This is a genomic window from Pseudomonas sp. 2(2015), assembly GCF_000955865.1.
GTDB lineage: Bacteria > Pseudomonadota > Gammaproteobacteria > Pseudomonadales > Pseudomonadaceae > Aquipseudomonas.
Genome location: NZ_JYOF01000014.1, coordinates 65,971 through 78,739, shown reverse-complemented (window position 1 = coordinate 78,739; position 12,769 = coordinate 65,971). Strand labels below are relative to the sequence as shown.

At 62.1% G+C, this 12,769-nt stretch carries 12 protein-coding genes and 1 other RNA gene; 5 read left to right on the top strand and 8 right to left on the bottom strand.

Features of this window, described 5'->3' with window-relative positions:
* Nucleotide 1 precedes the first annotated feature (1 nt).
* The 5 genes from ssrA to UB48_RS18670 form a co-directional block, all read right to left on the bottom strand.
* Nucleotides 2-393, bottom strand: a transfer-messenger RNA (tmRNA) gene (ssrA, locus tag UB48_RS27410).
* A 104-nt stretch (nt 394-497) separates the two neighbouring features.
* Nucleotides 498-776: a hypothetical protein gene (locus UB48_RS18685; RefSeq protein WP_045199770.1), complete on the bottom strand. Its 279-nt coding sequence runs from the start codon at nt 774-776 to the stop codon at nt 498-500.
* A gap of 74 nt (nt 777-850) precedes the next feature.
* On the bottom strand, nt 851-3,661 hold the full coding sequence (locus tag UB48_RS18680; protein WP_045199767.1) for an FAD-binding and (Fe-S)-binding domain-containing protein: 2,811 nt from the start codon (nt 3,659-3,661) through the stop codon (nt 851-853).
* A gap of 78 nt (nt 3,662-3,739) precedes the next feature.
* Complete coding sequence (lldD, locus tag UB48_RS18675; protein ID WP_045199765.1) at nt 3,740-4,885, bottom strand: FMN-dependent L-lactate dehydrogenase LldD; 1,146 nt, start codon at nt 4,883-4,885, stop codon at nt 3,740-3,742.
* 67 nt (nt 4,886-4,952) lie between these two features.
* Entirely contained in the window at nt 4,953-6,620 is a 1,668-nt protein-coding gene (locus tag UB48_RS18670; protein WP_045199763.1) for a lactate permease LctP family transporter, read from the bottom strand.
* A gap of 254 nt (nt 6,621-6,874) precedes the next feature.
* On the opposite strand from UB48_RS18670, the gene UB48_RS18665 reads away from it, so the two are divergent.
* Nucleotides 6,875-7,642 carry a GntR family transcriptional regulator gene (locus tag UB48_RS18665; RefSeq protein ID WP_045199761.1) on the top strand — a complete coding sequence of 256 codons (768 nt, stop codon included), beginning with the start codon at nt 6,875-6,877 and terminating at the stop codon, nt 7,640-7,642.
* 68 nt (nt 7,643-7,710) lie between these two features.
* Here the strand turns inward: UB48_RS18665 and smpB are convergent, their stop codons facing one another.
* Complete coding sequence (smpB, locus tag UB48_RS18660; protein WP_028944546.1) at nt 7,711-8,193, bottom strand: SsrA-binding protein SmpB; 483 nt, start codon at nt 8,191-8,193, stop codon at nt 7,711-7,713.
* Between the two features lie 160 nt (nt 8,194-8,353).
* On the opposite strand from smpB, the gene UB48_RS18655 reads away from it, so the two are divergent.
* Nucleotides 8,354-8,788: a type II toxin-antitoxin system RatA family toxin gene (locus tag UB48_RS18655; RefSeq protein ID WP_045199756.1), complete on the top strand. Its 435-nt coding sequence runs from the start codon at nt 8,354-8,356 to the stop codon at nt 8,786-8,788.
* The gene (locus UB48_RS18650) at nt 8,781-9,098 is read left to right on the top strand and encodes an RnfH family protein (protein WP_045199754.1); all 318 of its coding nucleotides are present in this window, start codon (nt 8,781-8,783) and stop codon (nt 9,096-9,098) included. The genes UB48_RS18655 and UB48_RS18650 overlap by 8 nt, the downstream gene beginning before the upstream one ends.
* A gap of 56 nt (nt 9,099-9,154) precedes the next feature.
* Here the strand turns inward: UB48_RS18650 and UB48_RS18645 are convergent, their stop codons facing one another.
* Entirely contained in the window at nt 9,155-9,679 is a 525-nt protein-coding gene (locus UB48_RS18645; RefSeq protein WP_045199752.1) for an outer membrane protein assembly factor BamE, read from the bottom strand.
* Nucleotides 9,680-9,776: 97 nt separating this feature from the next.
* On the opposite strand from UB48_RS18645, the gene fur reads away from it, so the two are divergent.
* Entirely contained in the window at nt 9,777-10,181 is a 405-nt protein-coding gene (gene fur / locus UB48_RS18640) for a ferric iron uptake transcriptional regulator (RefSeq protein WP_045199750.1), read from the top strand.
* 89 nt (nt 10,182-10,270) lie between these two features.
* On the opposite strand, the gene recN is transcribed toward fur, so the two are convergent.
* Nucleotides 10,271-11,944, bottom strand: a complete 1,674-nt coding sequence (gene recN, locus UB48_RS18635) for a DNA repair protein RecN (protein WP_045199748.1) — start codon at nt 11,942-11,944, stop codon at nt 10,271-10,273.
* A 231-nt stretch (nt 11,945-12,175) separates the two neighbouring features.
* On the opposite strand from recN, the gene grpE reads away from it, so the two are divergent.
* Nucleotides 12,176-12,730: a nucleotide exchange factor GrpE gene (grpE, locus tag UB48_RS18630; protein ID WP_045199745.1), complete on the top strand. Its 555-nt coding sequence runs from the start codon at nt 12,176-12,178 to the stop codon at nt 12,728-12,730.
* The last annotated feature ends 39 nt before the right edge of the window (nt 12,731-12,769 follow it).

The window sequence follows — 12,769 nt, the reverse complement described above, 5'->3', positions numbered from 1 at the left end:
TTGGTGGAACCGGGGGGATTTGAACCCCCGTCCGCCAGTGATCCGCTGTCGGTACTACATGCTTAGCCGTGTCTATTGAGTTAATCCGCAGCCGCCCGACGGGCAGGGTGCTTTGGACGAGTTGTGTAAGTTTTAGCCGCTTCGTCCACAACGTACTGCACGGCGATCCTGTTCTGTATGACAATCACTTCGGGTTTACAGGCATCCCCTAGTGATTGCTGGAGCCGAAGCTACCAGGAGAGCGGGCTCGGCTGCTTACGCAGCGAGAGCGTAACCCTCGTAGTTTTCGTCATTGGCAACTATAGAAAGTTGCAACAGTGGATTTACGAGTTCTGTTACCAACTCGGCATGCACCTAGAGTTTCACTACCGGCGTCGAATCCTAATCGGCCCCATGTGTTGCGCTCTAGCTGTAAGCGTTTTTCAACGCTCGATGTCCAGTATACGCCATCGGTCGGGCGACGTCGACTGCTGGTCTGACATCGCCCGGCAGACGGGTTATTGGCCGTTGCTGCCTTTCTCGGTTTTCTCCAGGCGCTCCAGAGTCTTGCTGGTAATAGCAATGCAGTCTTTCGTGTTACCCGCTGCCTGGGCAGCCTTGGCGTCCTTGACATGCTCGGCCACGGCGTTGTCCATACCTTCGGAGGTAGCTCCGGCGGTAGCCGTGGCATCTTCAATCTTCTGCAGGTTTAGGGCGCACAGGTCTTCTTCCGCAAACACAGGGGAGGCAAGCAGTGCGGCGGCAATGAACAGTCCGGAAATCGCAGTACGCTTCATGTGAATCTCCTTGGCTGGGAAGGCCTCGGGAAAGGGGGGCCTAATTTGATGGACTGCTCCGCTCTCACAAAGGTTCAGATAGCCCGCGCCCGGGTTACCCGGTCCACCAGGTACACCAGCCCGTGATAATCGATCCCGCCATGGTTCGACAGGCCGATCTCGCAGGTGCGGCTGGTAGAGATGCCTTCGCTGCAGTACTGCACCGCATCCTTGAGGCTGCGCAGCGAATGGGCATTGAGCTGCGGGGTGGTAAAGCCCTTGTCACCGGCAAAACCGCAGCAATGGATGCCTTCGGGAATCACCACCTGTTTGCTGCAACGCCGCGCCAGGTCGATCAGCGCCTGGCTTTCACCCAGGTGCTGGGTGCTGCAGGTCACGTGTACGGCGATCGGCTCGTCCTGGGGGGTGAACTCCAGCTTGTCGACCAGGTGGGTGCGGATGAAGCGCACCGGGTCATACAGGTCCAGGCGCGTTTCGGCGAGATCCTGGACCAGGCGCAAGGTGCACGGGCTGGTATCGCAGTAGATCGGGTCAAGGCCGCCGCGGCTGGCGTGCAGCAGGGCGTTGATCAGCTCCTGGCGCTTGTGCTCGGCCTGCTCGGCATAGCCCTTGGAAGCAAACGGCTGGCCACAGCACAGGTTGTCCTGGTTGTCCGGGAATACCACTTGATAGCCGGCCTTTTCCAGCAGGGCGCGGGTCTTGTCCAGCAACGAGGTTTGCTCGCGATCCGCCGCCGCCGGACCCATCACCCTTGAAACACAGGCGGCCAGATAGACGACTCGGGGCCGCGCATCGTTGCTGGCCGGGCTGAGCTGCACCGCTTTTAGCGGTTGTGGCATGGCCGGCGTCCACTGTGGTACTCGGCCGTGGCTGAGCTTACTGAGGCTGGCGCTCAGGCGACTCAGGCGCGGCGCGCCAAGCAGGCGACGGGCGCCGTTGGCGGCTTGCAAGGTAAGGCGCGCGCCACTGAGGGCGGTATGGAAATTGTCAGCCAGCCAATCGGCAGTCTTCACGTGTTCGGCAGCCTGGCCGCGCAGCTTTTTCACCAGCTCACCGGTATTGATACCCACCGGGCAGCGTTGGGCGCACAGGCCGGTGGCGGCGCAGGTGTCGATGCCCTGGTACTGGTAGTTGCGTTCCAGCTCGCGGGTATCGCTGCCAGCGCGTTTTTTCGCCTGGATATCGCGCCACATGACGATGCGCTGGCGCGGGCTCAGGGTCAGCCCCTTGGACGGGCAGACCGGCTCGCAGAAGCCGCATTCGATGCACTTGTCGACGATCTCGTCAGCCGCCGGTAGCGGCTTGAGGTTTTTCAGATGGATTTGCGGGTCTTCGCTGAGCACCACGTCCGGGTTGAGAATGCCATTGGGGTCGAGCAGGCGCTTGAGCTGCCACATCAACTGGTAGGCATCGCTGCCCCACTCCAGCTCGACAAAGGGCGCCATGTTGCGCCCGGTGCCGTGTTCGGCCTTGAGCGAGCCGCCGAATTCGACCGCCACCAGTTGCGCCACGTCGTCCATGAAGGCCTGGTAACGCGCGACCTCTTCGGCGCTGTTGAAGCCCTGGGTGAAGACGAAGTGCAGGTTGCCTTCCAGGGCATGGCCGAACAGGATCGCCTCGTCATAGTGATGTTTGTCGAACAGCGCAATCAGGCGATTGACGCCGATGGCCAGTTGCTCGACCGGGAAGGTCACGTCTTCGATGATCACCGTGGTGCCGGTCTTGCGCACCGCGCCAACGGCGGGGAAGGTGTCTTTGCGGATGGCCCAGAGCTTGGCGTTCTCCTTGGCGTCCTCGGTGAAGTCAACTTGCTTCTCCACCGGGAAGCTGGCCAGCGAGGCCATGATCTGCGCCAGTTGCTCGTGCAGCAGCGCCTGGGTTGCTGCGCGGGATTCGATTAAAAGTGCGCAGGCGCCATCGGACAGTTGCTGGACGAAGGCCGGCATCCCGGGCTTGTCCTGCACCGAGCGCAGGCTGCGTCGGTCGAGCAGTTCCACCGCCGATACCGGTTGGCTTTTGAGTACGGTAACGGCGTTGCAGCAGGTTTCTACATCCGGGAAGACGATCAGTGCCGAGGCTTTGTTCGGGTGATCGATCACCGTGTCGTAGGTCACGGCACTGATAAAGCCCAGGGTGCCCTCGGAGCCGACCAGCAGGTGGCTGAGGATATCCAGCGGCTGGTCATAGTCGATCAGGGCATTGAGCGACAGGCCGGTGGTGTTCTTCAGGCGGTACTTGTGGCGAATTCTGGCGGCTAGCTCAGTGTTGGCGCGGGTGTCCCGGGCCAGGCGCGCGAGCTTATCGAGCAGGTCGGCGTGGCTCTGTTCGAAGGCGGCGACGCTGGCCGGGTCTTCGCTGTCCAGGCGCGTGCCGTCAGCCAGCACCAGGCGCATGCCGGCCAGGGTGTGATAGGTGTTCTGCGCGGTGCCGCAGCACATGCCGCTGGCATTGTTGGCGACGATACCGCCAATCTTGCAGGCGTTGATCGAGGCCGGGTCCGGGCCGATCTTGCGCCCGAACGGGGCCAGCCAGGCATTGGCCTGGGCGCCGATCACGCCCGGTTGCAGACGGATCTGCTGGCCCTGGTGGCGAATCTCGCGGCCGTTCCAGTTATCGCCGAGCACGATCAGCACCGAATCGCTGATGGCCTGGCCGGACAGGCTGGTGCCGGCGGCGCGGAAGGTGACCGGCACGCGCTCGCGCTGTGCCAGCTTGAGCAGGGCGACCACTTCATCTTCGGATTCGACCCGTACCACCAGCTTGGGAATCAGCCGGTAGAAGCTGGCATCGGTGCCGAAAGCCAGGGTCGACAGCGGATCGTCGAAACGGCGCTCGGCGGGTATCAGGCGTGCTACCGAGTCGAGAAACGCGGCGGGCAGACTCATGCAATCTCCTCGCGGGGCCGTGGCGTCTGGTGCGCCGCGTGCCCCGGTCAATCAGGCGGTGATTCGAAGGCGCGGCTATCAGGCACCCAGTTCGCGGACCAGCGAGTCGCGGGTGATTTCGCTGATCGATTTGGCGCCTGTCAGCACCATGGCCACGCGCATTTCTTTTTCGAACAGCTCCAGCAGGTTCTTCACCCCGGCTTCACCGGCGGTGGCCAGGGCATAGAGGAATGCGCGGCCGATCAACACGGTGTCGGCGCCCAGGGCGATCATGCGCACCACGTCCAGGCCGCTGCGGATGCCGGAGTCGGCGAGAATCTTCAGATCGCCTTTGACCGCGTCGGCAATCGCCGGCAGGGCGCGGGCGCTGGACAGCACGCCATCGAGCTGGCGGCCGCCGTGGTTGGAGACAACGATGCCGTCGGCGCCGAACTTCACGGCGTCCTTGGCATCTTGCGGATCGAGGATGCCCTTGATCACCATCGGGCCTTCCCAGAATTCGCGGATCCACTCAAGGTCTTTCCAGGAAATCGACGGGTCGAAGTTGGCGCCCAGCCAGCCGATGTAATCGGCCAGCCCCGTGGGGCTGCCGCGGTAGGCGGAGATGTTGCCCAGGTCATGGGGTTTGCCCAGCAGGCCGACATCCACGGCCCACTGCGGGTGGGTCATGGCCTGCCAGACCCGGCGCAGCGGCGCATTCGGGCCGCTCATGCCGGAGTGCGCATCGCGGTAGCGGGCGCCTGGCACCGGCATGTCGACGGTGAACACCAGGGTGGTGACGCCAGCAGCCTTGGCGCGCTCCAGGGCGTTGCGCATGAAGCCGCGATCCTTGAGCACGTAGAGCTGGAACCACATCGGCCGGTCAATGGCCGGCGCCACTTCTTCGATCGGGCACACCGACACCGTCGACAGGGTGAACGGAATGCCTTTGGCTGCTGCCGCCCGCGCCGCCTGGACTTCGCCGCGGCGTGCGTACATGCCGGTTAGGCCGACCGGCGCCAGGGCCACCGGCATGCTCAGGGTTTCGTTGAACAGCTGGGTCTCGAGGCTCAGCTCGGACATGTTCTTCAATACGCGCTGGCGCAGGGCGATGCCTGCCAGGTCTTCGACGTTGTGGCGCAGCGTGTGCTCGGCGTAGGCACCGCCGTCGGCGTAGTGGAACAGGAATGGCGGCAGCTTGCGTTGGGCTGCTGCGCGGTAATCGGTAGCGGCAGAAATGATCATGGGGTCTCGCAGCGTTGGTTGAAGGGGAGCTGCCGGGCGCGCCACAACGCGCCCGGCCCCTGACACTTTAGTGAACCAGCATGCCGGTCAGCCAATAAGCCTGGATCAAGGTGATCAGGCCAACGATAGTGGCGAAGAACAAGCTGTGCTTGAGGGTGAAGCGGAACAGGTCCGACTCTTTGCCGACCAGGCCGGTAGCGGCGCAGGCCACGGCGATCGACTGCGGCGAAATCATTTTGCCGGTCACGCCGCCGCTGGTGTTGGCGGCCACCAGCAGGGTGTCGTTGACCCCGATCTGGTGCGCGGTGGTGGCCTGCAGCGAGCTGAACAGGGCGTTCGACGAAGTATCGGAACCGGTCAGGAACACGCCCAGCCAGCCGAGGAACGGCGAGAAGAACGGGAACGCCGCGCCAGTGCCGGCCAGTACCAGGGCCATGGTCGACGACATGCCCGAGTAGTTGGTGACGAAGGCAAAGGCCAGGACCATGCCGATCGACAGGATCGGCCAGCGCAGTTCGAAGAAGGTCTCTTTCAAAGTGGTCAGACCAGTTTTGAAATTGATCTTCAGCACCAGCATCGAGATCAGCGCCGAGAAGAAAATCGCGGTACCGGTGGCAGAAATCGGGTCGAGCTTGAACACCGCCGGGATCGCCGTCGGGGTGGCGACGATCGGTGCGGTCTTGATCACCAGTTGGTCAAGGTGCGGGATGGCGAAGTTGAATACCCAGCTGTACATCGAACCACCGGTGGCGAAAGCGGCCTTGAACGGTTTAAGGGTCCAGATGGTGACCAGCACGGTGAGGATCAGGAATGGCGACCAGGCTTTGAAAATCTCGCCGAAGCTGTACGGCGAAGGCTGGCTGCCACCGCTCTGTACCACAGCGGCGCCAACACTACCGGGGGCGGCGGCGAACGAACGCTTGGGCTGCCAGACCTTGAGGAACAGGGTCAGGGAAATCAGGCTGGCCAGGGCCGAGGTGATGTCGGGCAGTTCCGGGCCAATGAAGTTCGAGGTGAAGTACTGGGTCACGGCAAAGCTCAGGCCGGCCACCAGGGCGGCTGGCCAGGTCTCTTTGACGCCGCGCAGGCCGTCCATCATGAACACCAGCCAGAACGGTACGAACAGCGACAGCAAGGGCAGCTGGCGGCCGGTCATGGCGCCGATCTTGAACGCATCGATACCGGTCACCTGGCCGGCCACGATGATCGGGATGCCCAGGGCGCCAAAGGCCACAGGCGCGGTGTTGGCGATCAGGCACAGGCCGGCGGCGTACAGCGGGTTGAAGCCCAGGCCCACGAGCAGGGCGGCGGTGATCGCCACCGGGGCGCCGAAACCTGCCGCACCTTCAAGGAAGGCGCCGAAGCAGAAACCGATCAACAGCACCTGCAGGCGCTGGTCGTCGGTAATCGACAGCACCGAGCTGCGGATCACTTCGAACTGGCCGCTCTTGACCGTCAGCTTGTACAAGAACACTGCGGCGACAATGATCCAGGCAATCGGCCACAGGCCATAGGCAAAGCCGTATCCGGCGGCGGCAAGGGCCATGTCGGCAGGCATCTGGAAAGCAAAGATCGCCACCAGGATCGACAGGCCCAGCGTGATGCTGCCAGCCACGTGACCCTTGAGGCGGAACACCGCCAGCGCGAGGAAAAAGAACACGATCGGGATGACTGCCGCGAGCGCGGACAGGCCAAGACTACCAAGCGGACTGTAAAGCTGTTGCCAGGTTTGCATATGGGGTGGCCCCTAATTGTTGTTGGTCAGGCACTGGCATTGGATAATTGGTAAGACCAATTTACAATGTCGAGGCGCTAGGTTAAAAGCCTCGAAGTGGCTGTGTCAATTTGTCCCAGGAAACTTTTCTTGGGATGGTTGAAGGGGAGCGGGCCTGAACGGCAGGGAAATTTGCCAACTGATTAGTGTCGGCGGGTCGCGGATGCGCCAGAATAGACAGCCCCGAACGCACTCGGGATTGTGGAGAGCATGTGATGGTTTTTGATCAGGTCCGCCAACGCCGTTTGTCCGACGATATCGTCGAACGGCTGGAAGGGATGATTCTCGAAGGCACCTTGACGGCCGGTCAGCGCCTGCCTGCCGAGCGGGCGCTGGCCGAGCAGTTCGGCGTGTCACGACCGTCGTTGCGCGAAGCGATCCAGAAGCTGGTGGCCAAGGGCTTGTTGGTCAGCCGCCAGGGCGGTGGTAACTATGTGGCCGAATCGCTCGGCTCGACCTTCAGTGACCCGCTGCTGCAGTTGCTCGAAAGCAACCCTGAAGCGCAGCGCGACTTGCTGGAATTCCGGCATACCCTGGAGGCATCCTGCGCCTATTATGCGGCGATCCGCGCCACCGAGCCGGATCGCCTGCGGCTCAAGGCGGCCTTCGACACTTTGCAGGATTGCTACGCCCGCGCTGATGAAGTCGACCGGGCCGAAGAGGGCGCGGCCGATGCGCGTTTTCATCTGGCAATCGCCGAAGCCAGTCATAACGCGGTGTTGTTGCACACCATTCGTGGCCTGTTCGACCTGCTCAAGCGCAACGTGGTGACCAACATCGGCGGCATGTACAAACAGCGCAGCGAAACCCGCGACATGCTCATCAGCCAGCACCGCGAGCTGTACCTGGCGATTGTCGAAGGGCGTGCCGAAGATGCACGCGAAGTCTCCAGCCGGCACATCACCTATGTGCAGGAAGTGCTCGATGAAGTGCGCCAGGAGGTTCAGCGGGTGGCGCGGGCGGAGCGGCGCAGCGGGCGCTAGCAATCGTGGGGCAAACTCGCCCCTGTAGGAGCGGGCTTGCCCCGCGATGAGGGCGCTTCAGGCTGGAATCAGTCTTCCTTGCCCTTGTTGCGTACCGCGCGCTGCAACTCGCGGTCGGAATCGCGCTCGCGCTGGGTATCGCGCTTGTCGTATTCCTTCTTGCCCTTGCCCAGTGCGATTTCGCACTTGATCAAGTGCTTGCTCCAATAGATCGACAAGGCCACGCAGGTGTAGCCCTTCTGCTGGACAGCCGCATGCAGGCGTTCCAGCTCTCGACGGTTGAGCAGCAGTTTGCGGGTACGTGTCGGGTCGGCGATGACGTGAGTACTGGCGGCTGTCAGCGGCGTGATATGGCTGCCCATCAGCCAGGCCTCGCCATCCTTGAGCACCACGTAACTGTCGGTCAGGTGCGCCTTGCCGGCACGCAGACTTTTTACTTCCCAACCGGACAGGACCAATCCGGCCTCGAACTTGTGCTCGATGAAGTAATCGTGACGCGCCTTTTTATTCTGCGCGATAGTCCCTGTCGGATGTTTCTTTTGTTTAGCCATAGGGGCGGCATTATAGGCAGTCGCCGCGCTGTCGGCTATGGGTAGCGGTGCGCTTGAGCCATTGCCGTGAATCCCGGACAATGCGCGCACTTGATGCGCTCAATGGCGCCCATCGGCATTCGGGTTGCGTTTGCCGCTCAGCTTTGGAATCGACCCCTGGATGACTACCCATATTCAACGTTCGGCCCTGCTGCCATATCCCGCCCAGGCCCTGTACGACCTGGTCAATGATGTCGCGCGCTACCCGGAGTTCCTGCCCTGGTGTTCGTCCAGCACCGTGATCGAAGAAAGCGACACGCACATGCGCGCACGCCTTGAGGTAGCCAAGGGCGGGATGAGCCAGCAGTTTGTAACCAGCAATGTGCTGGTGCCGGGCCAGTCCATCGAAATGAACCTTGAAGAAGGGCCATTTTCCCAGCTGCATGGTGTCTGGGTGTTCAAGCCGTTGGGCGAGAAAGCCTGCAAGATCAGCCTCGACCTGTCGTTCGATTACGCCGGGCCATTGGTGCGTGCCACCTTGGGGCCGTTGTTCAACCAGGCCGCCAACACTCTTGTCGATGCTTTCTGCCAGCGTGCCAAGCAGCTCCATGTCTGAAGCCTTGCTGACCGTCGAGGTGGTGTATGCCGTGGCTGAGCGGCAGGTGCTGCTCAGTGTTGAGGTGCCGGCGGGTGCGACTATTAATGAAGCAGTAAAACTGTCGGGGATCGCCGCGCATTTTCCCGAGGCCGATATTCAGGCCTGCCCGGTCGGGGTCTTTGGCCGGGTGATCGCCAATCCTGAAGCACACAAGGTTGAGGCGGGTGATCGCATCGAGCTTTATCGGCCTTTGCTGGCGGACCCGAAAGAGGTGCGCAAGCAGCGCGCGGCCAAGGTTGCAAGGGTCTTCAAGAAAGCCAAGCGCTGAATTTCAGGCAATAAAAAGCCCGGACGGGTCCGGGCTTTTTTGTACGCGCTGCAGGCTTACTGCGGCGAGGTATCCAGTGGCTCGGGCACCGGCACCGGGATAACCTCAATGGTATCGACGTCTTTCTGGATGGTGTCTTCCAGCGAGCCTGGCTTGGCAGGTTTTTCCTGCGCAGCGGGTTCGGTGCTGCCAGTCGGGCTGACAGTCGTATCGCCGCTGCCACCGAGGATTTCCTGGTCGCGGCTGACACCTGGCATGAAGTCGCCGGACAGGCTGCTGAGCTGATCGTTCTCGTTGAAGAAGATGCTCATGCGCTCCTGTTGGCGCTCACCGCCGCCAGGCTGCAGGCTGTACAGGTAATCCCAGCGATTGGTATGGAACGTATCCTGGATCAGCGGGTTGCCCATGATAAACCGTACTTGCCGACGGGTCATTCCGGGGCGCAATTGGTCTATCATGTCTTGCGTGACGACATTGCCCTGCTGGATGTCGATTTTGTAAACCCCGGGGAACGAGCAACCGGCGAGTGCGAGCAGTCCCACGAAGGTGAGGCTGGTTAGCAAGAGCTTGGTGTTTTGCATCGGTGGGCGACTTCCACTATCTTGGCTGGACAACGTAAACCCCGATCATACCCGTATTCAGAGAAGCTGCGAAGCAGCATCGGCGAGAAAGCTGACCATGGTTGAAAATAGCGAACTGCGCAAAGCCGGTCTCAAGGTGACACTGCCTCGAGTGAAAATTCTACAGATGCTCGACTCTACCGAGCAGCGTCACATGAGTGCTGAGGATGTCTACAAAGCGCTGATGGAGGCAGGCGAGGACGTCGGTCTGGCCACGGTTTACCGTGTTCTGACTCAGTTCGAAGCCGCAGGCCTGGTCGTGCGCCACAACTTCGATGGCGGCCACGCCGTGTTCGAGCTGGCTGACGGTGGTCACCACGACCACATGGTCAACGTCGATTCCGGCGAAGTCATCGAGTTTTTCGACAGTGAAATCGAGAAGCGCCAGAAGCAAATCGTGGAAGAGCACGGTTTCGAGCTGGTGGACCACAATCTGGTCCTGTACGTACGCAAGAAAAAGTAAGCAATTATTACATTGCTGCATATGTACTGAAGGCGACCCTGGGGTCGCCTTCGTGCTTTCTGGCTGGCAGCTTTTTATAGCTGCGCGTTTCAGGCCTTGCTGGTGACCACCATCTTGCGGGCGTGGGCCAGGGATTCTTTGGTCAGGTCGATGCCGCCGAGCATGCGTGCAACCTCTTCAACGCGCTCGCGCTTGCCCAGGTTGGCCACTGCGGTGTGGGTGGCATCGCTGTCGCGCACCTTGTGCACGAACAGGTGGTGATGGCCCTGGGCAGCCACTTGCGGCAAGTGAGTGACGGTCAGCACCTGGCCGCGCTCGCCCAGGCGGCGCAGCAGCTGGCCGACGATCTCTGCCGTTGGCCCGCCGATGCCGACGTCGACTTCGTCGAACACCAGGGTCGGGATGCGCGAGGTCTGTGCAGTAATCACCTGGATCGCCAGACTGATCCGCGACAGCTCGCCACCGGAAGCCACCTTGGCCAGGGCCTTGAGCGGCTGCCCGGGGTTGGCGCTGACCAGCAGCTCGACCTGCTCCAGGCCCTGGGGTTGCAGTTCGTCGCTGCTGTTGGGTCGCAACTCGATGCTGAAACGCCCGCCTGGCATGCCCAGGCGCTGGATTTCCTGCTCCACCGCACGGGCCAGCTGGCTGGCGGCTTGCTGGCGCAGGGCGCTCAGTTCGCCGGCCTTGTCCTGGTAGTGGCGGGCATAGGCGGCCAGTTCTTCACCCAGGCGCTCGATCGATTCGTCGTTGGCGTTGAGGTTCTCCAGTTCCTCCATCAGGCGCTGCTGCAAGCCAGCCAGCTCGGTGGGGTGCACCCGGTGTTTGCGGGCGAGGGTATAGATGGTGTCGAGGCGCTCTTCGAGCTGTTGCAGGCGCGCCGGGTCGGCGTCGAAGTTGTCGAGGAAGCGGTTCAGCTCGCCAACCGCTTCTTCTACCTGGATCTGCGCACTGGCGATCATGCTGGCTGCCTCGCCCAGGGCCTTGGGCGCGTTGTGCACGGCGGTCAGGCGGTTAAGGCTGGCGGTCAGGGCATTGAGCACGTTGCCCGAGTCGTTCTCGCTGCAGTGGTCGATGACCTGGCGGCAGATGCCGAACAGTGCTTCGGCGTTGGTCAGGTTCTTGTGTTCCTGCTCCAGCAGTTCCAGCTCGTTCTCGCCCAGGCCAAGGTTGTCGAGTTCTTCGAGCTGATAGCTGAGCAGCTGGTGCTGCGCGCGCTGCTCATCGCCGGAATTGGACAGCCGCTCCAGCTCCTGGCGGGTCTGGCGCCAGCGCTGGGCGGCAAGCTGGACCTGGCGGGCGAGGTCGGTGGCGCCGGCGTATTCATCGAGCAGGCGACGATGCGTGTCGGTTTTCAGCAGTGACTGGTGTTCGTGCTGGCTGTGGATATCGATCAGCAGCTCGCCCAGGGCCTTGAGGTCGCCGAGCGGGCAGGGCGTGCCGTTGATATAGCCACGGCTACGGCCTTCGGCGGTGATCACCCGGCGCAGGATGCACGGGCCGTCGCTGTCGAGGTCGCGTTCGGCGAGCCAGCTGCGCGCCTCGGGGATGTCGACCAGGTCGAAGGTGGCAAGGATGTCGGCCTTGTCGGCCCCTGGGCGCACCACGCCACTGTCGGCGCGATCGCCCAGGGTCAGGCCCAGGGCGTCGAGCATGATCGATTTGCCGGCCCCGGTTTCACCGGTGATGACGCTCATCCCGCGGGCGAGCTCGAGGTCCAGGTGTTCGACGATGGCGTAATTGTGTACGGACAGGTGCACCAGCATTGGGGCGGCTCCCAGGCGTTAGGTCTGGTTATTTATACAGTGTTTTTAAATCCGCTGACAATGCTGATGTTTAGTTCAATTTGGTAATCGCGGCGCGGTTCTGATTGCGCTGGGTTATGAGCGAATGTGTACAAGCTGTGTTGCCGGCCCTTGAACCTGGGTTTTGCGACCCCATATAGCCGGCAGACGCGCGAGTAATGCTCGCAGACCTTATTCGAGAGGAGAGATTTTATGGCTGACGAACAGCTGGATGAACAGAATCTGAACGCCGAAGCGACTGGCGACCAAGAGCTGAGCGCCCGCGTGCAGGTGCTCGAAGAGCAGCTGGCGGCGGCCCAGGATCAATCCCTGCGCACCGCCGCCGACCTGCAGAACGTGCGCCGCCGCGCCGAGCAGGACGTAGAAAAGGCGCACAAGTTCGCCCTGGAAAAATTCGCCGGTGACCTGCTGCCGGTCATCGACAGCCTCGAGCGCGGCCTGGAACTGTCCAGCCCCGACGACGAGAGCATTCGCCCGATGCGCGAAGGTATCGAGCTGACCCTGAAGATGTTCCACGACACCCTCAAGCGCTACAACCTCGAGGCCATCGACCCGCACGGCGAACCGTTCAATGCCGAGCACCATCAGGCGATGGCCATGCAGGAAAGCGCCGAGGTCGAGCCCAACAGCGTGCTCAAGGTGTTCCAGAAGGGCTACCAGCTCAACGGTCGCCTGCTGCGCCCGGCCATGGTCGTGGTCAGCAAGGCCCCGGCAGCGGTTTCGCCGTCGATTGACGAGCAGGCTTGAAATCGTTTCCGGCGCCCCCATCTAGGTGTCAAGCATTCA